The 24,266-nt window shown below is 43.2% G+C and carries 24 protein-coding genes and 1 riboswitch; of the genes, 4 read left to right on the forward strand and 20 right to left on the reverse strand.

From position 1 onward, the window contains the following. Positions 1-10: 10 nt before the first annotated feature. Together KYJ26_RS23840 and KYJ26_RS01095 are read right to left on the reverse strand one after the other, a co-directional pair. Positions 11-136: a hypothetical protein gene (locus KYJ26_RS23840; protein WP_257474827.1), complete on the reverse strand. Its 126-nt coding sequence runs from the start codon at positions 134-136 to the stop codon at positions 11-13. Between the two features lie 30 nt (positions 137-166). Beyond that, positions 167-637, reverse strand: a complete 471-nt coding sequence (locus tag KYJ26_RS01095; protein ID WP_219165532.1) for a hypothetical protein — start codon at positions 635-637, stop codon at positions 167-169. Between the two features lie 276 nt (positions 638-913). Between KYJ26_RS01095 and KYJ26_RS01100 the strand changes: the two genes are divergently transcribed. Continuing rightward, on the forward strand, positions 914-1,369 hold the full coding sequence (locus tag KYJ26_RS01100) for a hypothetical protein (RefSeq protein ID WP_219165533.1): 456 nt from the start codon (positions 914-916) through the stop codon (positions 1,367-1,369). A gap of 74 nt (positions 1,370-1,443) precedes the next feature. On the opposite strand, the gene KYJ26_RS01105 is transcribed toward KYJ26_RS01100, so the two are convergent. Beyond that, complete coding sequence (locus KYJ26_RS01105) at positions 1,444-2,727, reverse strand: ammonium transporter (protein ID WP_219165534.1); 1,284 nt, start codon at positions 2,725-2,727, stop codon at positions 1,444-1,446. 1 nt (position 2,728) lies between these two features. Next, positions 2,729-3,124, reverse strand: coding sequence for a hypothetical protein (locus KYJ26_RS01110; RefSeq protein WP_219165535.1), 396 nt, complete (start codon positions 3,122-3,124; stop codon positions 2,729-2,731). Positions 3,125-3,276: 152 nt separating this feature from the next. On the opposite strand from KYJ26_RS01110, the gene KYJ26_RS01115 reads away from it, so the two are divergent. After that, positions 3,277-4,743 carry a L,D-transpeptidase gene (locus tag KYJ26_RS01115; RefSeq protein ID WP_219165536.1) on the forward strand — a complete coding sequence of 489 codons (1,467 nt, stop codon included), beginning with the start codon at positions 3,277-3,279 and terminating at the stop codon, positions 4,741-4,743. A gap of 456 nt (positions 4,744-5,199) precedes the next feature. Beyond that, on the forward strand, positions 5,200-6,393 hold the full coding sequence (locus KYJ26_RS01120; RefSeq protein WP_219165537.1) for an MFS transporter: 1,194 nt from the start codon (positions 5,200-5,202) through the stop codon (positions 6,391-6,393). A gap of 41 nt (positions 6,394-6,434) precedes the next feature. Here KYJ26_RS01120 and KYJ26_RS01125 read toward each other — a convergent pair whose 3' ends face one another. From KYJ26_RS01125 to yiaA, 3 genes are all read right to left on the reverse strand, one after another. Further along, on the reverse strand, positions 6,435-7,421 hold the full coding sequence (locus KYJ26_RS01125) for an HAAS signaling domain-containing protein (RefSeq protein WP_219165582.1): 987 nt from the start codon (positions 7,419-7,421) through the stop codon (positions 6,435-6,437). Further along, entirely contained in the window at positions 7,421-7,759 is a 339-nt protein-coding gene (locus KYJ26_RS01130; RefSeq protein WP_219165538.1) for a PadR family transcriptional regulator, read from the reverse strand. The genes KYJ26_RS01125 and KYJ26_RS01130 overlap by 1 nt, the downstream gene beginning before the upstream one ends. A 369-nt stretch (positions 7,760-8,128) precedes the next feature. Then, positions 8,129-8,599, reverse strand: a complete 471-nt coding sequence (gene yiaA, locus KYJ26_RS01135) for an inner membrane protein YiaA (protein ID WP_219165539.1) — start codon at positions 8,597-8,599, stop codon at positions 8,129-8,131. 328 nt (positions 8,600-8,927) lie between these two features. Here yiaA and KYJ26_RS01140 point away from each other — a divergent pair, with 328 nt between their 5' ends. Further along, complete coding sequence (locus tag KYJ26_RS01140; protein ID WP_219165540.1) at positions 8,928-9,923, forward strand: tRNA dihydrouridine synthase; 996 nt, start codon at positions 8,928-8,930, stop codon at positions 9,921-9,923. A 164-nt stretch (positions 9,924-10,087) separates the two neighbouring features. On the opposite strand, the gene KYJ26_RS01145 is transcribed toward KYJ26_RS01140, so the two are convergent. From KYJ26_RS01145 to KYJ26_RS01205, 13 genes are all read right to left on the reverse strand, one after another. Then, positions 10,088-11,068, reverse strand: coding sequence for a Gfo/Idh/MocA family protein (locus KYJ26_RS01145; protein ID WP_219165541.1), 981 nt, complete (start codon positions 11,066-11,068; stop codon positions 10,088-10,090). A gap of 51 nt (positions 11,069-11,119) precedes the next feature. Then, complete coding sequence (locus KYJ26_RS01150; RefSeq protein ID WP_219165542.1) at positions 11,120-12,460, reverse strand: amino acid permease; 1,341 nt, start codon at positions 12,458-12,460, stop codon at positions 11,120-11,122. 121 nt (positions 12,461-12,581) lie between these two features. Beyond that, positions 12,582-12,662, reverse strand: a riboswitch (glycine riboswitch). A gap of 426 nt (positions 12,663-13,088) precedes the next feature. Then, positions 13,089-13,751 carry a DNA-binding response regulator gene (locus tag KYJ26_RS01155; RefSeq protein WP_219165543.1) on the reverse strand — a complete coding sequence of 221 codons (663 nt, stop codon included), beginning with the start codon at positions 13,749-13,751 and terminating at the stop codon, positions 13,089-13,091. 92 nt (positions 13,752-13,843) lie between these two features. Further along, positions 13,844-14,305, reverse strand: coding sequence for a hypothetical protein (locus tag KYJ26_RS01160; protein ID WP_219165544.1), 462 nt, complete (start codon positions 14,303-14,305; stop codon positions 13,844-13,846). Between the two features lie 295 nt (positions 14,306-14,600). Further along, a complete protein-coding gene (gene rlmH, locus KYJ26_RS01165) occupies positions 14,601-15,080 on the reverse strand; it encodes a 23S rRNA (pseudouridine(1915)-N(3))-methyltransferase RlmH (protein WP_219165545.1) in 480 nt (159 codons plus the stop codon). A 95-nt stretch (positions 15,081-15,175) separates the two neighbouring features. Continuing rightward, a complete protein-coding gene (locus KYJ26_RS01170; protein ID WP_219165546.1) occupies positions 15,176-15,334 on the reverse strand; it encodes a CxxH/CxxC protein in 159 nt (52 codons plus the stop codon). Between the two features lie 122 nt (positions 15,335-15,456). Further along, positions 15,457-16,698: a S1C family serine protease gene (locus KYJ26_RS01175; RefSeq protein WP_219165547.1), complete on the reverse strand. Its 1,242-nt coding sequence runs from the start codon at positions 16,696-16,698 to the stop codon at positions 15,457-15,459. A 369-nt stretch (positions 16,699-17,067) separates the two neighbouring features. Continuing rightward, positions 17,068-17,862: an MBL fold metallo-hydrolase gene (locus tag KYJ26_RS01180; protein ID WP_219165548.1), complete on the reverse strand. Its 795-nt coding sequence runs from the start codon at positions 17,860-17,862 to the stop codon at positions 17,068-17,070. A gap of 11 nt (positions 17,863-17,873) precedes the next feature. After that, complete coding sequence (locus KYJ26_RS01185) at positions 17,874-18,677, reverse strand: two-component system regulatory protein YycI (protein WP_219165549.1); 804 nt, start codon at positions 18,675-18,677, stop codon at positions 17,874-17,876. A gap of 3 nt (positions 18,678-18,680) precedes the next feature. After that, complete coding sequence (locus tag KYJ26_RS01190; RefSeq protein ID WP_219165550.1) at positions 18,681-19,997, reverse strand: YycH family regulatory protein; 1,317 nt, start codon at positions 19,995-19,997, stop codon at positions 18,681-18,683. Beyond that, positions 19,994-21,820 carry a cell wall metabolism sensor histidine kinase WalK gene (walK, locus tag KYJ26_RS01195; RefSeq protein WP_219165551.1) on the reverse strand — a complete coding sequence of 609 codons (1,827 nt, stop codon included), beginning with the start codon at positions 21,818-21,820 and terminating at the stop codon, positions 19,994-19,996. Before walK ends, KYJ26_RS01190 begins: the two co-directional genes overlap by 4 nt. A gap of 6 nt (positions 21,821-21,826) precedes the next feature. Continuing rightward, complete coding sequence (yycF, locus tag KYJ26_RS01200) at positions 21,827-22,534, reverse strand: response regulator YycF (protein WP_098351380.1); 708 nt, start codon at positions 22,532-22,534, stop codon at positions 21,827-21,829. 216 nt (positions 22,535-22,750) lie between these two features. Then, a complete protein-coding gene (locus KYJ26_RS01205) occupies positions 22,751-24,229 on the reverse strand; it encodes a peptidoglycan DD-metalloendopeptidase family protein (protein WP_219165552.1) in 1,479 nt (492 codons plus the stop codon). Positions 24,230-24,266 lie beyond the last annotated feature (37 nt).

The raw sequence follows: 24,266 nt of genomic DNA on the forward strand, positions 1-24,266 counted from the left end.
TAGTTCGGGACTACTGCCTTTTTTGGCTTTTTTCTTTATTCATTTGCAGCTCTGCTGCATATTCTTCCTGGGATTTCCCTTGCTTGAAACTCTCAGACTGGATTTTTTTGAATTTGTTATCGTTTTGATTTGGCATTTTTGTACACCTCCCTGCAACAGGGATAGTTTATCCTTTTGGGTGAATATTATGCCCTTCATCATGCTCTTCAGCCATTTCAATCCCCTTCATATATTCAATCACATCTTCAATATGATGAGTATACAGAAGGGTGGTTCGAAAATCATACATCGCCTCATCTTCTACTTTTAAATATTCCGTAATGGGGATAGTATTAAAGAACTTCCTCCATTTATACTTGCTTTCCATTTTCTTTGTTTCTTCCTGAATCCTTTCCCTGTCAATTTTCAGAACGGCAAAGCTGACTGCTTTGACTTCAGCATCCGGGAATATTTCGTGTAAAGGCTCGATCATTTCGTCAGATAACGTCGCTTCAGAAATCACCCCGATGTTATCTACTTCATACAAAAGCTGATCGGTAAGTCTTTCGTATACTCCCTCTTCCGTTTGTTCGTCGACAAAAATGGCTACGCAGTAATCCGCTTCTTTTTCCTTTGGCTTCTTCTTAAAAAACATCATTGCCGCCCCCTTTTATAGATCATTTGCCTGGTATTCTATTAAAATATCACATTAAACAAATGACAAAACCTGTCATGAACACATTTCCCAAAAATAAACAGACGATGACCTTTCTATTTTTGAAAGGATTAAAAAAAGAGGTAAATCTAAAGGCATACCATACGTTCTAAAAACCCTGTCCATCTCATGGGAAGGAGAAGAAGTAATTGATGGCGAATGAGTGATTGTAGTGAGTTTAACCACTTCCCACTCAATACTCACGTAAGGAGAACCGATATGGAAAATTCAATATGTACCAAACGAGAATGGCATAAGAAGCAAGCAATTGAAAACTTCAATGACTGCTGGGATTTGATTAAGAAAACGGACCGATCTCAAGATGATGATCTCAGAATGATTCATACCGCTCATGCCTCACGATTTCATTGGGGAGAAGTAGGGACTCCTGTCGAGTTTGCCAGAGGAGAATGGCAAATATCGAGGGTATACTCTCTTCTTGGTATGTTTGAGAGTGCACTGTATCACGCAACCGTTAGTCTTAATTTCTGTAAGGAAAATAATATCCGCGACTTCGATTTGGCATTCGCCTATGAAGCGATTGCCAGGGCACATAGCATTGGAAATAATCTTGAATTACAGAAAAAATATCGTCGATTAGCTGACCAATCTGCCAAAGATATTGAAAAAGAGTCCGATAGAAACTATTTTTTATCTGAATTACAGCAACTGTAATTCAGACATAACAAAAAACAAAGCCAATGCTGGCTTTGTTTTTTGGTTCTCTATTATATGATTAAATCCAAAGATCATTCACGGTCAACTTTCTTTTCAATTTCATCATACTGATCCTCATAACGAATAAATTCATGCTCCTGATAAGCCGCCATCACCCCATGATAGCTGATGTCGAGGCCCATTTCTTCTTCCTCTTCAGTAGAACGGACAGGTATCCATAACCGGATAAGGGAAAGACCCAGCCAAGTCATGCCGAAGCCCCATACACAAAGGACGATCAAGCCCAGTAATTGGACACCCAAGAGCTCCCAGCTTCCGCTTGAGAAAAGGCCGCCATCTGTTGAGAATAAACCGACCGCAATGGTCCCCCATATTCCCGAAACACCGTGAACCGGAAACGCTCCAACCGGGTCATCAATCTTCCTTGCATCCAGCCATTCTGTAGCAAACAGCATGAGAAGTCCCGCTACGGCTCCGATGAAAATTGCCGCCTCATCACTGACAAACGCGCAACCAGCGGTGATTCCGACCAGCCCTGCCAGTGAACCATTGATGACGGCAGCGGCATCGGACCGTTTATAGCGGAATAACGTGTAGAGAAGGGTTGCAGCTCCCCCTGATGCAGCTGAAAGCATGGTCACCACGGCAATATGACCGATCTTCACATCCGTCGCGCTCAGCGTACTTCCGGCATTGAAGCCGAACCAGCCAAACCATAATAAGAATGCTCCGACAGAAGCGAGGGGCAGATTACTGGGAAGAGCAATGGTGCTGGTACCAAGTGATGTGTATTTCCCTTTACGTGGACCGATGAACATTGCCGCTGCCAACGCGGAAAACCCGCCGAGGGCATGGATGACCGCAGATCCGGCGAAGTCCATCATCCCAAGATTTCCAAGCCATCCGCTCCCCCAAACCCAGTGCCCGCCAATGGGATAAATGAAAGCCGTCATCAGGACAGCATACAGAATATAGGCGCGGAAGTTGATCCGCTCAGCAACCGCTCCCGACACAATGGAAATGACCGCAATGACAAACGCCGCCTGGAACAACCAGAAGGTATCAAGAGAAATAGTGAAGTCCAGATGACTCAGATCCCCCTTCAGCGTGAAACCGCTCGTGCCGATCATCCCGAGAACATCACTTCCGTACATAAGACCGAATCCAATGAAATAAAAGCAAAGGGCCCCGATCGTGATGTCGACAAAGACCTTCATGATGATATTGACATTATTCTTATGCCTCACAAACCCTGCTTCTAAAAGGGCAAATCCACCCTCCATCAAGATGATCATGGCTGCCGTCAAGACGACCCAGATTGTATCCATTCCAGCATTTAGTGTTTGAATCGTCATCTTAAACCTGTCCTTTCCGGTATTGAAGTATCTCTTCCGTCATCGCACTGGACACTTCCAATTCTTCAGAGGAATGGTCCCTGCACGAAGCTATGATTCCTTCAATCTGCTTGATGCGGTTCTTGATCCCATTAATTTGTTTCAATCGATCCTTCACATGTACCATATATTCCACGGCCTGATGATGATTGGGGGGACGACTGGCAAAAAACTTCCTGACAGGAGATAACGAACGGTAAAATGTTTCTTCGGCCCGCTTTTTTTCTTCGTATTTCCTGATTTTTTGTTTCAGCTCATCGATCTCTTGCTCTCTATGATTCTTGATATCTTGCAGCACATCTATAAGTTCATCACAAGCAAAATCCAACTCCCGATTTAATTCATCACGGATTTTCATGTAAACTCTCCTTACAAATTAATGTTATGTTTTCTAACATAATATCAATTTACTGAAAATTTGTACAGATAAAACCATCCTGGCTCACGTTCTTTTTTCCTATTCACCAAAATATAAATGAATGGAGGCAAACCAGAATGAGGAGGGGAAATATGGAACGGTTTGACAGCCATCTAAAAAAGAATCTGTTGCATATCCATAAGAATGTTTACCTATCTAAAAGCGATGAACAGTATCACGAGAAGATTCTTCGTTATCATGACCCTTCTTCTCCGGAAGCCCATTATCTCCTGGGACAAAAAATGGAGCAAAAAGGTCTGTTGGTCAAGGCATATAAACATTATCAGGCAGCAAGCGGGGTATATTCCCCTTACTACTTTAAAGCCAAACAGGCATGCAGGCTTCTTGAGGATCAAATCAGCGGGGAAATGGGACAAGTTCAGAAACCAGACAAAGCCATTCTTCCCCTTTATGTAAAGATCATATTGTGCACGCTTCTTTTCATCAATGTGTGTTTATTGATTCTGTTATTTTTATTCCCTTCATTGAGCAGTACCATTTCATCCAGCCTAAAAGTGTGGAGTACCGGAACAAATGTCGTGTACGAGACAGAAGAAATTCCTTATGTCATGTACTTCCCGATAGACACCCCAAAGGATGAAATCGAACAATCCCTCCATGACGAGTCGATCCGTATTGGCAAGAATGAAAAAAACAAGACCATTCTACTTTATGGTGTTAAAACGACTGATCCAAAGCTATCCTTGAAAGTCCTTCCGTTAAAAAGCGACTCCGTTAGGGAAAGTTCCTTCGTAAGGGCAGAGTACAATTCAACGTTAAACGAACCGGTGAATATACGTTTTTTTAATCAAAGCAAGGCAGCATCCGCAATCGATCCATATCCCCTTCAATTGATCGGTGCCAATTTAGTTCGAACTGCCTTGCAGTCCTATATGGAGGACAAGGGGTCTCCTCCAGAAAGCCTCGATCAACTCGTCTCAGATTACCCTCATAATTACCTGAGCTTTATTCCGAACGAGTTCAGAACCGGTTCAAACGCAATTTCCAATCGTTTTTCAGGTGCGGGTGGTTGGGTGTACAATCATGAAGCAGGGACCCTGGCCGATATGTTTTATCCAAATATCCCTGTTTCTACACCTATTCCCTTCACCCCCGTAAAAGTAGACATCAACAAACGAACATTTTCACTCGTTGTCAAAGCTCCGCCGTACATTGTCTCGTCACACTCAATCGGGATCGGAAAGCACGACTCCACTCCCACAGGACATTTTCCGATTCGTAACCGCGTCCTGGAACCATTCGGGGAACATCCCGACATGTTCGGTTCCGCTGCCCTTGGAATGGGGGATATCGCCATCCACGGGACCCTTGATGAAACGTCTATCGGAAATTCTTTGTCACATGGATGTATCCGCCTTGTGAATCCAGACATTGAAGCGATATTTGACTTCGTTCCTAAAGGGGCGGTTGTGACAATAGATAACAAATCGCTGGATCGTGACCTGAAACCTATGACGGACAGCCTGGATCCCCTATATCCCGATGAACGTCCGTTAAATAAACAGTCTACGACGACAATATTTGACTGGGCAGGATGATCAATCTTGTCCCTTAAAGTAGTTTTAAAGAAGAAACCCGAAGACCAGACTCTATTAACCTGGTCTTTTCCCTATGAAAGAAGATAGGTGGAGTCGGAGGATCTACTTCCTAAAGCGAGCCTGAAATATTGGATAAAGCCAATACAAGAGACATGCAGGAAGGTACTCTCGAAGAAATTCCATGTGGTAAGTATGAGAAGCTATTTAGAAATCCTGAAAAAAAGATTCATAGACTGTTAGATTTCCCGAAGACCAGCATAAATATTAGAAACATCGAGAAGCTTTGTACACCTGTAACCAAACCTGAAACCATCGGAGATATAACACAGAGATGGACAAGATGTTTGTTTTTACCTTTTTTCATGCGGGCTACCTGTTTAAAAATATTTTATGGTATGATGATTAAATTGTTTGCCCATTCATTCCATTGGTATTCAACTAAGAAAAGAGGTAATTATGAAAGAAACATCATTATCCAAACAACATTGGTTTCTCATCTTTACACTTACATTGTTAACATTTGTTCTCGGGACAAGTGAATTTGTCATCGTCGGGATCTTAACGGAGATTTCTTCAAGTCTCCATATAACGAATGCAAAGGCAGGAACCCTCGTTTCAGCTTTTGCCATTACATTTGCCATCGCCACCCCAATCGTGATGTCTGCAACAAGTCATTTTCCTAAACGGAAATGGATGTTGTTTCTGATCGGATCATTCATCGTTTTGAATGCCCTATGTGTGATTTCGACAAGCTACGTCATGCTCATGGCTCTACGAATGCTCACGGCCATTGTGACAGGCGTATTGATCTCCCTTGCCATGACCATTGCCAGTGAAGCCATTCCCGTCACGAAACGAGGAGTCGCCATCTCATTCGTTTTCGGCGGATTCACCATGGCCAACGTGGTTGGAGTACCGATCGGCACGGTCATTGCCGAATGGTACAGCTGGCACGGCACATTTCTATTAACAACGTTACTTGGTGTGGTGGCCTTTGTGGCATCGTTCTTGAATTTACCGGGTAAGCTCAGTCAATACCGCAGCTCCATGCGCGATCAATTCTCGTTATTGACCCATCCGCGCATCCTGATGGCTTTCTTCATTCCATCCCTTGGATTTGGTGCGACCTATGCTGTGTTTACGTATCTCGTACCCATTTTGAACATGATGGAAGCCCCGGGCAGCTCCATCAGCTTGATCCTGTTCGCCTACGGTTTCATTTCCATTTTCAGCAACATCCTTGCTGGGAAGATTGCGAGTCACAATGCCATCGGGAGGCTTCGATTCGTTTTCCTTATTCAGGCGTTGGTCCTGTTCGCCCTGTACTTTACGACGGATCATTTCATTATCGGTTTAATCAACATTGGCTTGATGTCCTTGATGGCCATCCTCCTGACGACATCAACCCAGCTCTACTTGATTGACCTCGCAGGTGTGTATCAGCCGAAAGCGACGGGACTTGCCGCTTCCCTGATGCCCGTTGCAAGTAATGTCGGCATCGCCATGGGATCGGCACTCGGTGGCCTTGTCTATCATCAAGGGCCATTGATGAATGTGACACTCGTCGGTGGTGTTGTGGCCATATGTGCGAGTCTGCTGACATTCTTGAGTTATCGTTTGGACCAAAAGCAGGGGACATTGGCATCATAAGCGTAAAAAAAGGTTCTGATCAACGGATCAGAACCTTTTTGTCATTTATAAGCTTTTTTAAATCCTTCGTAACTGTTAATCACCGCAGATACCAATAGGGCAACCGAGATGGTGAGATATAGCCAATGGAAGTTGAAGGACTCGTTGGAGATTGTCTGTATCCTATCCATAAATCCAGGGTTCAATACATCCATATTCCTGAACATGAACATAAAGGCCGCAACGGGAATGAGCTGAAATACTGCATTCATGGCAGCAAGCTTTCTTGTCCAGACACCATCTTTCCATTTCCTTAGAAGCAGGAGAAGTTCCAAGACAATCAGGAACACAACCAACGGCCAGTATCCGATAAGGACATCCTGATCAAAGATGGGGGTGAACACTCTGCCGTTGTCACCCTTTTCATATAATCCCAGAACACTCGCAGCCTTAAAATAACAAGTTGACCAAATGACCGTCCAAATCAACCCGCCGAATATCTCCAATTTGGAAATACGTTTTTCTTTTGGGATATAGGGGATGTCTTTTAAATCATCCGGCGTCCACTCCTTGCCTTTGAGAGTGAGCGGTACCTGGCTGTCAGTAGTAACCGTCCTTTCAATGACGACAAACGTGATGGTGAGCCAAAAGAAGACCTGCATTCCGGTTCCGATGACCTCTACGATCCCGTTTCCTGCAATGGAGAGGACGACCTCGACGGGATTGGATCCCCCGGAATAGTCCAAAATGGAGGATGCTGCTAACACGATGAAGGTAATGGCTGCGGAAATCGGAAGGATTATTTTCAAAAGGCTGATGTAAAGGTCATAATATCTCGGTCCGATCAGATGCATCGGTCTGTCTTGATAATTCGAAGCTAAAACAGCAGGGTCCCCGAGAGATACCAGCACCTCTCTCACATCATCTTCTGTATAATCCTCCGGCAACATATCCTCAATCGAGGATTTCAATTCCAGGGCAATATCCTCCCGATTCTTCTCGGGCAGCCTTCGCATCACTTCTTGAATATAAAGCTCAACAAGCTTCATCATTCCTCTTCCTCCTTTAATAATATCGCCAATTCCCCGTACATTTTTTCCCACTCCGTCTTTAACTGGGCCAAAATTTCGGCACCATATTCACTCAATACGTAATACCTTCTCGGCCGGCTTTCCGTCCGGTCCCAGCTGCTTGTGACCAATTCCTGCTTCTCCAAACGCCTCAGGAGCGGATAAAGTGTACTCTGCTCCATTGAAATCCCGCTTTTCTCCAATAATTGGACGAGAGAGTACCCATACTGCGGTGTCCGCAATTGACTCAATACGGCCAGGGTCAATGTTCCCCTCCGCAGCTCCGTCGTCAAAGATGTCAGCAGTGACTTATCCATATGTTCACCTCATAGTTCGTTTCATACTGTGTGTCGTACACTATATGCTTTATACTATGTATCATACACTATGGACGTGTATGAAAAAAAGATAATTTTGAAATATTTCATACTAAAATATTCAATCTGACCGCATTCTACTGCTTTAATCAGGCAAAGATAGGGGTTATTCAGCTCTGTGTGAGGTATGGTTCACCTCTCTACTGCTAGTTGAGCTGTATTTGGGGTGGGATTGCGTCATTATATATTTCATTGCGTATTTTTACATATATTAGGGAAAGTTTCATTCATTGGAGTTAGGCAAAATGTAAATTTTTACATTTATTGAAAGACAAAGGGCAGTACTGCAATCAGTACTGCCCCTCATGATCAATCTTTATCTCTAGCCACCTGCGTATCACGAATGTTCTTCTGAATCGTGATGGCCGCAAATAAACTAAGCACAAATGACATGGCATAAAACCCTTTTTCACTTAAAATGATGCTTCCGGCATTATAAAGACCGATGGCCATCAAGGCAATCGCGACAATGACGGCGAACCAGCTGAGACCGTAGTAGATACCGGAAACAGGAATATCCTCTTCCTTATCCCTAACCGCTTTTTGCAGGGATACAGCTGCGTAAAGACCGAATACCAATACGGCAAAGTAATACCCTTTTTCATTCAGCTCCATTCCGGCATTGAATAAGCCGATCAGATAAGCGGATACACCTACCACCAATGCCGCCCAGCTCGCTCCTTTAAAAGCCGCCGTCGGTTCCCCTTCTTTTCTCTCTACTTTGATCTTTGGTTTCTTGTCTTCGTTCTTGATTAATGGATTTTCATTGTAATCAGACATTGACCGCTCCCCTTTACTGTCGTATATTGCACTCCTCTACAAAAAACATTATAACAATTTTTTACAGAATATACTTACATTTCTTGAAACGGCTCTCATTATTCCATCTTCTACGTTACCTTTAAGACTACAAGAGAAAGACACTTAGGTATGCATGATAGACTTCAAATATTTCCCTTACATCAAAACGTCTCGTTCCCTTGCACTTTTTGCCTATTACCATTAAAGTATATACTGGTTGGAATCCATCCTGATTGGATAGAACTGAAGTATGTTACTTTTTAATTTTGGGAACATGTTTCCCTAAAGGAAAGGGTTTAAATAGAGTATGAAAGATAATTTTTGGCATGAGTTACCTCGGCCGTTCTTTGTTCTGGCACCGATGGAAGCCGTGACCGATGTGGTTTTCCGTCATGTTGTCAGTGAAGCGGCAAGACCAGATGTGTTTTTTACAGAGTTTACAAATACAGAAAGCTACTGTCATCCGAAAGGAAAGGACAGCGTACGCGGGCGTCTGACGTTCACGGATGATGAACAGCCGATCGTCGCCCATATCTGGGGGGACAAGCCTGAATACTTCCGTCAAATGAGTATCGGTATGGCTGAAATGGGCTTCCGAGGAATCGATATCAATATGGGCTGCCCGGTGCATAATGTCGCAGCCAACGGGAAAGGCTCCGGTCTGATCCGCCGTCCGGATACGGCAGCGGAGCTCATCCAGGCAGCGAAAGCGGGAGGCCTTCCCGTCAGCGTGAAGACACGCCTCGGCTATACCAAGGTCGACGAATGGTACGACTGGCTGAAGCATCTTTTGGAACAGGACATCGTCAATCTTTCCATCCATCTCCGTACGAAAAAGGAAATGAGCGATGTCGATGCTCACTGGGAACTGATTCCTGAGATCAAGAAGCTCCGTGACGAAATCGCTCCTCATACCCTTCTGACGATCAACGGAGACATCCCTGACCGTCAAAAGGGACTGGAACTCGCAGAGAAATATGGAGTGGACGGCATTATGATCGGACGTGGGATCTTCCACAATCCATTCGCCTTTGAAAAAGAGAAGAAAGAGCACACAAGCGGGGAGCTTCTCGATCTTCTGCGTCTCCAGCTTGATCTTCATGACCAGTACTCTGAAGAACTTGAGCCGCGTCAGTTCAAACCGCTTCGCCGCTTCTTCAAGATCTACGTGCGCGGATTCCGTGGAGCGAGTGAGCTCCGTAATCGTCTGATGGAATCAGAATCCACAGATGAGGTTCGGGCTCTACTTGATGAATATGCAGATCGGGTGAAAGAAGATGAAGGTTTTTCAGTAACGAAGTAAAGTATAGATAGCATGTTTGAATAGAGAGGGGAGCTTCGAAGGCTTTCCTCTCTATTTTTAATACCACGCCTGTTCACCATTTCACAAGCCTCCATTTAAAAAGTGCATGTCCTGCAACACCTACACTGCAAGAAACATGCACTCTTCATAGAATAGAACATCCTTTATTTCCCGACAATCGAATCCATCACCCAGTTCGTCCGCGCTCCGGAATCTCCCGTGCTCGGACATTCACCGCCACCGCCGGTTAACTCTTTCACAATCGTTTCCACCAATGGCTGATGTACATGCATCGGTCGTTCAAAACTCCACTGTTCTTGACCTTCCGCTGTTTTCAGCGTGACCGGATCATCACCAAAAGTGGAAAAGCTGATCTTCCCTCTACTTCCGACAATTTCATTCCTATCCACATCTTCAAAAGCCGTGAAGCACCACTTTCCGACCCCTTGAACGCCCGAGGCAAACCGATACGTTGCTGTCACAATGTCCTCTGCCTCATAATAACCTGCCTGATTGGAAGCAAAGCCCTTTGCTTCTTGAATAGGTCCGAGGAGAAAATCAAGGATATCCAGCGTATGACTGGCCAAATCAAAGAATAACCCTCCACCGGCGACATCAGGCTGAACCCGCCAAGGAAGATGATCACAATCCATTACATCGTCTCTTGCTTTCTGATATTGAGTCGAGGAGACAAATCGAACGTCACCAATTCTGTTTTGATCCAGCAGTTCTTTTATTTTCAAAAATCGCTCCTGACCCCGACGGTAATAAGCGGCATACAGCGGAACGCCCGCACTCTTACAAGCTGCCAGCATCTCCGTGCATTCCTTGAAATTCCGGGCCATCGGCTTTTCCACATAAACCGGCTTACCGGCAGCCGCCGCCTTAAGGGTATACTCCATATGCGAGCCTGGAGGCGTGGCAATATAAACCGCATCCACCTCCGGATCGTTAATCAGCTCATCGGCATCATCGTACCACTTCGGAACCCCATGTCTATCCGCATAATCTTTCGCAAGCTTCCCCGTCCTGCGCATAACCGCTACCAGCTCGGAATATTCGACTTTTTGAAAAGCCGGTCCACTCTTCCGTTCTGTCACATCTCCGCAGCCGATGATTCCCCAACGGACTTTATCGTATGTCATGATCTCGTTCCCCCTAATGGATTCGTCTCACTTCCATTGTAACAATGAGCGCTACCTTTTGCTCCTCATCCGATACAAAATAAATAAGACAATAAACCATAGAGGAGTCAACAGTAAGGCCGGCCGTGTCGCATCCGAAAACAGCATAATCACCAGGATCGCTGCAAACATTGTAAGCACCACGTAATTGATGAATGGTGTAAACGGTGCTTTAAATGTGGCTTTCTCATGTAAGTGCGGACGGGTTTTTTTATACCTGATATGACAGATCAGAATGATGCCCCATACCCAAATAAAGCATATGGCACTGATGGTCGTCACAATCCCAAAGGCCTGTTCCGGTATAAGCTTACTTAACAATGCCCCCACTGATATGACCAATGTGGAAAGGAATAATCCGTTACTCGGTACATGGTTTTGATTCAATTTGGAAAAATGAGACGATGCCTGATGATCCTTACTCAAATGATAAAGAATCCGGCTCGTAGAAAACATTCCACTGTTACAAGCGGAAGCGGCTGACGTCAACACGACAAAATTAATGATTCCTGCCGCCAGCGGAATCCCGACCAGGCTAAATGTTTTCACAAACGGACTTTCCGCAGCATTCAGTTCCACCCATGGATTGATGAACAAGATGACGGCCAGGGCTCCCACGTAGAAAAATAAGATCCTTAAAGGAATTTTATTGATGGCGGAGGGGATATTTTTCTTCGGATTGGATGTTTCCGCTGCCGATACGGCGACTAATTCCACACCGACATAGGCAAAGATGACCATTTGGAAAGAAAGGAGGAACCCTGACATTCCATTCGGGAAAAATCCTCCATGGTCCCACAAGTTCTGAACCGTAACCGCTCCAGCATCTGTCTTAAACCCAATCACCAACAAAATGACACCAAGGACGATTAACCCAAGGATAGTGATGACCTTGATTAAAGCAAACCAAAATTCCAATTCCCCAAATAATTTGACCGTTAATAGATTGAGTCCCAACAAAATGATGACACAGATGAGGGCAGGGACCCACTGCGGAATGTCAAACCAATAGTTCACATACACACCAACCGCGATCACATCGGCCATCGCCGTCATGATCCAACAAAACCAGTACGTCCAACCCGTGACAAAGGAGAACCGGGGTCCAAGATACTCCTCCGCAATGTCTGGCAGCGATTGAAACCCGTCTTTCGATAACAACAGCTCCCCAAGTGATCTCATCACGAAAAACAGGGCAATACCCACAATCAAATAAGCAAAGATGATAGAGGGACCGGCAAGCTGTATCGCCTTACCGGAACCTAAGAACAGCCCCGTACCAATCGTACCCCCGATGGCGATCAGCTGAACGTGCCGGTTTGATAGATCCCTCTTTAATTCTCGTTGTTCCAACCTTAACTCCTCCTTACAACCAGTAAAAATAAGCACAAAAAAAGAGATTGGATGGGCTCCAATCTCGTGGTCATAAGAATAACAAATATCAATTGGCATGAGCGCACACCAAAGAAATATCCGATACTCTTCTGTCCTTTTGCCTGAGATAATGAACCCTTCGGCGCCGCGGAATCCCCACGGTCTCTCCAGAAGCTGCTCCTGCCATGGGATGATCCATGGCAATCATAGCTTTCTATTAATTTCATTTCTTTCGTTCAACGTTTCACTGTCGAATAGTTGATAATTTTAAGGGGTTATATGGATATTGTCAACAGCAGAAATTATTTATGGTGCTGTTCGTCGTAACGAACCAAAATGGAACTATTAAAATATAAAAAATCCGTTTTTGACATCTTTATTCTTGCTCACCATTGAGTTAGTGACCAGCGGATTTGAGTTAAGCGGAATTTTTCCGGTTATATACAGGTTGAAGTTCGTTTTGGAGATATTTAAGAGGAGTTTTTCCGGTTATGCAAAGTAAAATTCCACATTTTCACGTTTTTTGAATAAATAGGCGGAATTACTCCGTCTATTTAGCTAATTCGAAATCTATTTACTAATTAAGCGGAATTCTTCCGTCTATCTATCAAATTGTATGCTTAACCTGATCCCCCAAACGATAAGAACGGATTCTCTTGACCCCAGATTCGGGAATCAACATCTTTTTATCAACTAGTTGAGTAAGTAATTTTTTTACCGTCTTATCAGTACGCTTCAAATACTTCTCAACTTCTATAGGAGATATCGCTTTTCCTTTTCGAATCGCTAATCTAAGCACCTCCTTTTCAGCATAGGATAGAGTGATCTGGTCCATCCCATCACCTAGAAATCTGCCAATCACCTGTTGAACAATCTGCTGACATCGACGAGGTTGTTCTTTCACTTGGTCATAAGAAAAGCGGATGACAATCCACCCGTCAATCACTAACTGGTTTTGACGTTCCAGACTGTCGGAAAATTGCCATCTGCTTATATTCTTTAAGTGAGGGCCATACCCGTCGACTTCAAAGCAAATCCTGATGGCTGGACGAATGTAAGCAAAATCTAAATACCGTTTACCATCCTTAAAATCATTGATTTCAAATTCTGGATGAAGATATTGAAAGTGATAAAATGAAGGCCACCAAACTTGCTTCAAAAACAACATTTCAGCCTGATTGTGGCCTTCTTGTAATCGCCTCAATCGTTCACCGTTTCTTTCTTGAAAGTGAGCATTCATAAAAGCCTGGTACTCTTCTTCAAATCCCACAGCAATCCTCCTCACTTAAACTTTAGCCAATTTATCAAAAAGTAAGACCAAATGAATTTGAAAACCGTTCTTTCCTCAATTTTTCCACTTAACTATCCATCAATAGGAACCATAAAATCATATTCAGGAACGCCATACTTGGCAATCATCCTTTTCCAATACGCTTCAAATGATAAATAAAAATGTTCCGGTGGGTTCCCAAATAGGATGGTAAACACTCCGTTTTCAAAAGAAATTAAGTAGCTTTTCTCCTGGTTAACATTCGTATCCTTAAGGGATGCCTTTAACTCTTCTAATTGCGTAACTGTTAGACTATCGTTCAACATCACTTTTTTGCAATTCCCTTCATTATTTTCCAATACAAACATACCGTGACCTTCATGTTCCTCTACCTTGTACTTAATAGAGTTTTCGGTATACTTTTCTATTGTTTTAGTGAAGTAATAACCGCACACCATACAAAAGATGTACTTCTCATCCGTTTTGTAATAATCATTAACATAAGTAGTACGTTCACAACAGGGGCATTGAATAGCATACATAATTGATGCCAAGAATGAATCATCTCCATTATTGAATTAAATTTTGGAAAGATTTATGAGTGTAAAGTCTAGAGGAGTAAAGATATGTGGTTTCAACTAGAGAGAAGATAAAAGCAAATGAAGAATTACAGAGTAGTTAGTTTGAAAGGAATTTTTTCAGAGAAATTTGAGGAAAGAACTACTTTTAGTCTAAAAGAATTTTCTTATTTGTCAATCTATATTCTTGTCACTTCTATTTGTCCTTAGAAAACGCATGATATTTTCGCCTCCCCTACAATTAGGAGAGGCATTTGGCTAACAGCCTCAGTTATTTATGATACGGTTCCCCCCGATTTATCCGAAAAGCCCGATAAATCTGCTCCACCAATATCAACCTCATCAATTGATGAGGAAAAGTCATCTTCGAAAACGAAAGCGTCTCATTCGACCGTTTGATCACCTCATCACTCAAACCCAATGATCCTCCAATCACAAACGCCACTTTGCTTTTCCCGTACGTAGCAAGCTTGTCCAGGTTATCGGCAAGCTCTTCTGAAGAGCGCATTTTCCCCTGGATGGCCAGGGCGATGACGTGGTGATCGGGAGAAATTTTGGACAAAATCCGCTCTCCTTCTTTATTTTTTACCTGCTCCATTTCAGAATCGCTCAGCACTTCAGGGGCCTTTTCATCCGCAAGCTCAACAATATCGATTTTTGCATACGCACCAAGACGCTTCACATATTCGCTGATGCCCTGCTTTAAATATTTTTCTTTTAACTTTCCAACCGTTACTATGGTGATATTCACAAATCCACACTCGCTTTACAAACAATTTACAAACACGTTATCCACAGAAACTATCCACATATCCACAGTCCGTTTCTTTATATGGTATGGGAATATTAGTTCGCCACTATATATACGGCGTTATTCCCACAATATTCACAGGTTGTGGATAACTTCATTTCTTCAGACAGCTCTGTTAATTGAGGCGCTACCTCATGCTCATCTACGACAATATCCATGGCTAATTCCACGTGGTCTAAGCAACAGTAAATCATGTCGTTTCCTCCTCATCATACTTTTAAAGTCATGTATATATACTTATCCACAATTATCATATCATGTAAAGAAAAAGCAGGAAAGGGCACGTGCCATTCCTGCTTTTCGTTTTATCCACATTCTATAATCGCGATTCGTCCGTTAATTTCATCGTGACTTCTTGCTTCTTACCATCCCGGTAGATGGTGACTTTCATTTGATCGTTCACTTCTTTTTTATTGTATAGATGCTTCCTGAGATCAATTACATTCTGGATCTTCTCACCGTCAAGTTCTGTGATGACATCAAGCTCTTGCAAGCCAGCTTGAGCAGCAGGTGAATTCGGGACGGTTTGTCTGATCATGACACCATAATTGATATCCTTCGGCAGTTTTAAGGTTTCCTGCTGGTGGTAAGCAGAGATCTGATTGACGTCTTCAAGGGTGACACCCATTGCCGGACGCTTCACTTCACCGTATTGTTCAAGGTCTTCTATGATTGGTCTGGCTGAATTGATTGGGATGGCAAGTCCAATACCTTCTACTGCTTCCTGGGCGATTTTCATGGAGTTGATGCCGACCAGCTGTCCGGAAATATTAATAAGCGCTCCACCACTGTTACCCGGGTTGATGGCTGCATCGGTCTGGAGAACCTCTGCATTCCAATCCTCCATACCATCCTGGTTGATATCGACGGGTATCGTTCTCTCCACACCTGAGACGACTCCTTGCGTCACAGAACCTGAGAATTGCAGGCCAAGGGGATTCCCGATGGCGATGACAGGCTCTCCTGCTTTCAGCTCGTCTGAATTTCCAAACTCGGCGATATCGTCCTTCTTGATCTTGCTTCCGTCGATTTCAATGACGGCAAGGTCTGTCCAAACGTCAGTACCGCGAAGCTTTGCCGGAACCTTTGTACCGTCAGCAAGGGTAACCTCCAATTGATCTGCCCCTTCGACAACATGATTATTGGTCACAATATAAACGGTATTTCCTTCTTTTTTATACATGACACCGGACCCTGTCCCTGCCTGTTGATCCTGGGTCTGTCCACCACCCTGACCCCAGAAGCTTTGGGATTGGATATTCGTGATTCCTACTACAGAATCTCCCGTCTTTTCTACTGCTTTCGTGACATCCGTTGTCACATTGACTGAAACATTCTGAGTGGTGCCGTTATGGTAAGCCTGATCGGTTTCTTTCAGATCCTGATCCGGCTGGACCGAATAGGGTAATATATCAAAGTTCGTCAGCTGCGGGATGGCTACGACTACGAGGATTGCACCGAGGATGACTCCCAATAACCCTGCAAGAAACATCCCGCCCCGGTTTCCCTTTTGTCTGCCTGTCCTGCCTTCAGAATGATTACCGTCATAATATCCCATAAATCTTCATCCTTTCTACCAGCTATTCCTTTTGTTATTTTATCTTTCCAAGCCCGATTATAGTCAGGTTAAATTAAAAAATGATGAAAAAAAGGTAAGAATTTCATAATCAAACCCAAGAGTGGAGGGGAGGTTGCTTACTGCAGGATATGGACGACACTAAAAACGCAGACGCAATGACCAGAGGTAAATGCATATGACGAGAACATAGAAAATGCGCTCATGAAGTTCTTGGCATATGATCTCATGCCTCTAGCCGACGGATCTGGACGACACCCGTGTCATTCTATGTAAACACAAAAAGGTGAAGACAATAGTCCTCACCTTTTTCATACCTTCATAAGAGACATCGTAAACATTTGAACCGGCTTAAATGGCAACTAAAGGCGTTGGAACTTTAGGGTCCGTATCAAATAGATCAATTTGTTCTCCTACTATGATTCCTTGGGACTCGAGTGTCTGAGTGACGCTCATCCTTGCCAGGTCTTTCATATTATTATCCAGACTCAAATGGGCCAGGTAGATTCCTTTTGTGTTGTCTCCCATCACTTCACTCATGGCAATGGCCGCATCCTCATTGGACACATGGCCATAGTCACTGAGGATCCGTCGCTTGATATTCCAAGGATAACGGCACATGCGAAGCATCCCGACATCATGGTTACTTTCGAACACATAGGCATCGGCATTCGAGATGATCCCTTTCATCCGGTCACTTACATAACCTGTATCCGTGACCAGAACCAGCTTCTTATCCCCATGATGGAAGATATAAAACATCGGTTCAGCTGCATCATGTGATACACCGAAGGACTCGATGCTCAAACCCCCAAAGTGCTTGGCCGTTTCCATATCAAAGGAGAACTTCTGCTCCGTATCGATTTTGCCCACTAAGCCGTCCATGGCATTCCAGGTCTTATCGTTCGCATAAATCGGAAGCTTGTACTTCCTTGCCAGGACACCGATTCCCTTAATATGATCACTATGCTCATGAGTGACCAGAATCCCCGACAGATCTTCTATCTTCCGGTCTATCTGACTGAACAAACCTTCCATTTGCTTGCCGCTTAAACCGGCATCGACAAGGAAAGAGTGCTCCTCTGACTCGACAAATATTGCATTTCCTGTACTGCCGCTCGCAAGTACACTAAAATGCATCGTCATAACGCTCACTCCTATGTTTCTTTTTCTGGATTGGTGATTTCTACGATTTGTGCCTCAACGGCATTAATAAATACATCTTCTTTTTGGTCATTTTTTTCGACGACGAAATGCCAGGTAGGGGCCAATACCTGATATTCATCGATGGGTCCGAAGGTTGAATACCCAAGGCTCGGAACACCGACAATTTCACTGCCATTGTCAATCTCATTGTTTTCCACCAGGAACCTGAGGGCATCAAAAGGGGTAACCAGCTGTTTTTTCCCCGTAGATTCTTTCAGGTTATCCAACAATGTTTGTTTATACGAAACGATTTCGCGGTCTGTATTCAAATAGAGAATCAATTTCCCATTGGCATTATTGAAGATTTTCCGGTCTTTAAACATCTGAAAATAGACAATGGTCTGTTCATCTTTACTATATTTCCAGAAGCTGTACTGCTCTCCATTTAGGATGTGCTTTTTTAGAAAATCCTTTAATTCATCCGGAGAAAAATTTTCACTTATGGATACAGGTTCTTTCAGAGTTGAATTGATTGTATTGTCATTGACGGCATTCACTTCTTGATCCTTTAATTTATCCAGATCTTTTTCGCTGATTTTTTTCGTGCTGGCACTGATGATGGCATCTTTCACCGGTTCTTTGGACAACTTTGGAGGGTACTTGATATTGGCCGCTTTTAACGTTTCTTCAATTGTGGTCTGCCCTAATGTATCGGGATTGCTTTCCCTGATTTTATTCATGAATATGGTCAGGAGAAATATATCCAGAACCAAAAAGACGATAATGAAAATGCTCTTTGTTTTACTCCAATCCATCTGTTAGAACGCCTCCAATTCTTCCAGCGGGACCCTTATCCAGTTTCCACTAAGCTTATAGTACCAGGAAGGTTCGAATAGTAAGAACTTCTTGTTGGATTCATTTGTATCCCTGGTCATCTTATATCCGACGACAATATCCTCTACGTCTTCCAGTTCTTTCGAGCTGTTCTTCAACGCATACAGGACAGAGGCACCGGAAGGAAGCTGCACGTCTCTGATTGCATTTTTCGACACCATGTCCAGTGTAAAGTACGGTCTTTCATACTTGCTGATGGAATTCGTTCCCCACTCTTGAATGACCTCGGCCATATGATTCTCGTTAAAGACCGGATGGTTTTCCATGAACAATCTGTAGACAACCTTATTTTCAACGGTGCTGCTGGAAAAGTAATGATAATCATCCGTCCACCCACCATGATCATTCACAAATTCCATGCTTTTTTGCAAGAGAGATGCTGGAGCGATGGCGGAATCGCTATCGACAGATAAATTGATATACGAAAGAGTGCTGTATTCTTCATCCGTCTTCATGAAGCTTGGTATATTGATAAAGGTATTCTTTTTGACTTCCACGTTGTTGGGGTCACTGAATAGTGCTTTCTTAAAATCTTCCAACGATAGAGTATCAGCGTAGAATCGATAGCTCTTATAGTCTTTCGGATACTTTGGAAGAAAGATATTTTTGTTGGAATTCAGGGGCTGCTCTATATATTCATCATAAGAAGCAACCTTTTTCAAGAACATTTTCTCGAATTTTTGTAAGCTTTCCACATTCACCCGGCATTCATAAAAATATTTCTTACCGGAATCAAGGGAAGCAAAATAGATGGTTCCTGCATCCGAGTTCACCGTGTTCAAATCAATGACGATTCGATCGAACGAGGCCGTCGGAATATTTTTATCTTCGAAATGGATGACGCGGCTATAGACGGAAAATGGCACATTATCAGGAAATACAATCTCGACTTTCTTTTCACCCTGAGTGATGGCTTTCATCTCGTCTTTCGTATATTGATTTGAGTAGTCTTTCAAATCAAACAGTGTCCAACTGCTCAAACCTTTTATCACATTGTCCATTGCTTCTCCGTCAAGCGTCCCGACCGTCTTATTGCCTGCATGATAAAAAAGCTCGTATGGCTTGATCAATACCTTTGAAAGATTAGGCTCCTTCATCTTTTCTCCTACTGATACGTCAAAGGTTTCATTGCTGTCGATTGTGTCATATCCCGGTTGATATGTCCAAAGGTTAAAGGTCAGGAAGATACTGATGCAAACAAGTAAGGTTAATATAATCGATTTTATTTTTTCGTATTTCATGACCAATCATCCTCTTGTCCGACGTCATATGGGAGAGTAAAGATGATCGTTGTACCTTTCCCTTCCTTACTTGTCGCCCATACGTCACCGCCGTGTGCTGAAATCATTTCTTTCGCAATAGCAAGACCGAGACCCGTACCACCCATTTGTCTTGTTCTAGCTTTATCGACACGGTAGAAACGCTCAAAGATTTTCTCCAGATTTTCCTTTGGAATTCCTAACCCTTGATCTGATACGCTGATTTCAATATAACCATCTTTTTCTTTCACTTTGAATGTAATCGTTCCACCCTCAGGTGAATATTTCAATGCATTGGAAATAATATTGTCCAACACCTGGGTGATTTTATCCTGATCCACTTCTACGAATAATGCCTTGTCCGGTAGGTAGCGCTCGAAGGTCACATTGATGTTTTTCGTCATTTCAAAACGATCGATGATTTTATGGAAGAATAGAATAAAGTCGACCCAGTCTTTATTGAATCGATAGTCTTTGCTATCCATTTTAGAGAGTTGTAGAAGATCATTGACCAGCCTGATCATTCTTTCCGTTTCATTTTGCGTTACATCCAAGAATTGAGGGGCAATTGTTTCATCCTGCCAGGCACCTTCTGCCAATGCCTCGAGATAACTTCTCATCGTCGTCAGCGGCGTTCTGAGCTCATGGGATACATTGGCTACGAATTCCCTTCGCTCAAGGTCGATTTTCTCCTGTTCCGTGATGTCATGTAAAACGGCAATCAGACCGTTCACAAATCCAGTCTCTTTTTGAATGATAGAGAAATTAGCCCTCAGGATATAGGGTTTATCCTTTGTGCTGTAATCTAAAATGATGGACTCCTGCTCATTGGACAAGTCATCGAACGTATACTCCTCATCCAATCCCAACAGTGAAATGATCGGTTGGGAAACGACTGTTTCACGTGAAACATTCAGCATGCTTGCCGCGGGATCATTAATAAGGATGACCCTTCCTTTTCGATCGGTGGCAATAACCCCATCGGTCATATAGGAAAGAACGGATGATAGCTTTCTTCGTTCACCTTCTGTCGTAGCCTGCGCTTCCTGGAGGCGCTTTGTCAGATTATTGAACGTGATGGCCAGTTGACCGATTTCATCATACCCATACACTTTAACCTTTCTGGAGAAGTTCCCTTTCGCCATGGCCAGTGCCTGTTTTCGCATATCGGATATCGGCCGGGTGACGGTTTGAGCGAGTAAAACCCCCAGGATAGCCGTGATGACGAGTGCGATGATGGTCCCGTTGGTGAAGATTTTATTAATATCGTTCATTTGATCATATACCCGCTCGATTTCACCAACGATATAGATGGCCCCGATCACTTCATTATTGGATTCGATCGGTTTCGCATGGACCCAGATTCGGTCATGTGTCCGGTCGTCAAGGTACGTATTTTCAGAAGTAACACCGAGTGCAAGGACCCTTTTTATATCTTTATCAGACGTCACCCTGTTGACAAGCTTTTGATTATTCGGATCAGAAGTACCGATGATCCGCTTTCGATTATCGATGACCCTGATTTCGGCAATATCTGAATTCTTGCTGCTGTCTTCTAATATTCTTCTAATGTCTTCTTCCTGTGTGGGATCATCGTCCTCACGCTCTTTGATCATTTCTTCCTTGATGGTGTATTCTAATAATTCCACTCGATTCGTAATGGAAGATTGGAAGTTTTCCACCAGCTTCTGCTCAAGTTCCCTCACGAAATAAACCCCGATGATTTGCATAGCGAGAAGGATGAGCAGAACGTATATCAGAACAAATTTCAAATGAATCGAACGGGTTAAACCAACTTTCTTCATTCCATATTACTCCTGTTCAGGATTTCGTAAGTAATAACCGACTCCTCTACGTGTTACGATCCAGGTAGGGTGACTTGGATTATCTTCAATTTTCTCACGGAGACGTCTCACGGTCACATCGACGGTACGCACATCCCCATAGTAATCATATCCCCAGACCGTCTGAAGCAAATGCTCCCGGGTCATGACTTGTCCGATATGTTTTGCTAAATAGTGAAGAAGCTCGAACTCACGGTGCGTCAGTTCAATCGTTTCTCCCCTTTTTGATACAACGTATGCATCGGGATGAATCGTTAAGGAGCCGACGGTGATTTCATTATTCTCATCTTCAACATTTTGCTGTGCTCCATGCTGATGGCGTCGCAGGTTCGCTTTCACCCTTGCAATCAATTCCCGTGTACTGAAAGGCTTTGTCACATAATCATCCGCTCCGAGCTCAAGACCCAATACTTTGTCGATTTCAGAGTCTTTCGCCGTCAGCATGATGATCGGCATTTCATACTTCTTCCTGATTTCACGGCACACTTCCATCCCATCGCGATTTGGAAGCATAATATCAAGAAGGACAAGATCCGGCTTGATTTCCTCTGCCATCTTGACGGCTTCATCCCCATCATACGCGCAGTGAACCTCATATCCTTCTTTTTTCAAATTAAACTGTAATATATCTGCAATTGGTTTCTCATCGTCAACGACTAATATTTTCTTTTCCATATCGTTTGATCTCCTTTAGAAAAAAGTAATGTATCATATAAAGTTGTGATTAGTATAGGATTCTTCCTTTAAATTTATCACTTTCTCCATATTAATTCATCTTTAACTCTATCATACCCTTTATTCCCATGCTTGTTGACTACAATCTAAATATAACAAAGGGGACTGACAAATAAAATGATTGTGTCAGTCCCTTGCTTGATATCCTCTATATCATTATAGTACATCCAATGGATTAATCAGCGATCCGTTCTTGTATACCTCTATATGAAGGTGAACACCCGTTGCTTCACCTGTTTCTCCCATAATTCCAAGTTTTTGTCCTCTCTCGACCGTTTGACCGGCAGAAACAGAAATGGAATTCAGATGGGCATAGATGGTCTTATAACCATTCCCATGATCGATGACGACTTTATTTCCATAACCACCATCATCCCATCCGGCTGAAACGACTCTTCCGTTATCAACGGATTTAATGGTGCGGTCACTTGGACGTGCGATGTCGATCCCTTTATGCATTTTCCCCCAGCGAGGTCCCTGCTTGGAAGAAATGTAACCGCCATTCGTCGGCCATGCAAAACTTCCAGAACCCCTGGACGGAGTGGCTTTTGTTCCTTTAATCAGGATGTATTTCACTGGATCTTTCAGTTTTTTCTCTTCTTTAACATTTTTATCGGTTTGAGAACCGTTTACCTCTGTCGTTTCAAACGTAACGGATTTCTCTCCATCTTGACCTTCCTGCTTCACTTTCGTATCGCCTTTATTCATTGAAGAGTCTTCCTTGACTTCTTTTTCGTAGGCGATTTTTTCAATTTTATTGGCTTCCTTCTTAACGAGAACATGAACAAGAGGCTCATACACAGTTACATTTACCTCTGTACCTACTTTCAAAGCACCGTCCTCTTTCAAATCTTCATTTAACTCCAGCAATTTACCTGTCGTTATAGAATGATCTGCAGCAATCGTGCTCAACGCATCGCCTTCCTGGACTTTATACTTCTTCTCTTCCGCTGTTCCTTTTTTAAGAAGCTCAGCAGCTTCCTTCGGAGACTTTAACTCTTCCGGCTTCACTTGTGCCTTCTTCGTTTCCACACTCTCTTTAAATGAAACATCCAACAAACGGGTTTCATTTTCTTTCAATGCGGGTAAAGAAGTAGATGTAGAATCCTTTGTGCGATCTTCATATTCATTAAGCTCTTCTTCAGAAACATAATTAAGCTTAAACGATTTTAGCGCTTCTTCAGCCGCCTTTTCGTCCTTTACATAAGCAACTGGTTTATCGTTGACAACCAAAGCAAACGCATTCGCTTCAATTGATACAGATGAATTTAAACTTTCGATGACTTGCTGATTATTGGTTTTAACCGTTTCGAATACATTCTCAGGTATGTATGTTATGTCTTGATTAAAATCAACCTGATAATCACTGTACTCCTTCTGTGCCTTCTCAAGCTTCTCTTCTAAAACGTCCTTCACCTGTTCCTCATTTGTAACAGCCCCTACATACTCATCACCCATGTACACATGATAGATGGTTTGCAAGTCGTTTTCGGACCCGTTAGACGCCGTCGCTGAAGAAAACGTTAAGGTGGAAAGTGCGAGTGTCGTTATTCCCACTCGTTTCACAAATTGATTTGATCTATGTCGAATATTAAGTTTTTCTAAAAAGGGTGATAACTTCTTTCCAAAACTCATTGACTTGCCTCCTATAAACTAAAGCAAAAATCCCGGT

Origin of the sequence: Rossellomorea orangium (assembly GCF_019334305.1) — a bacterium.
GTDB lineage: Bacteria > Bacillota > Bacilli > Bacillales > Bacillaceae_B > Rossellomorea.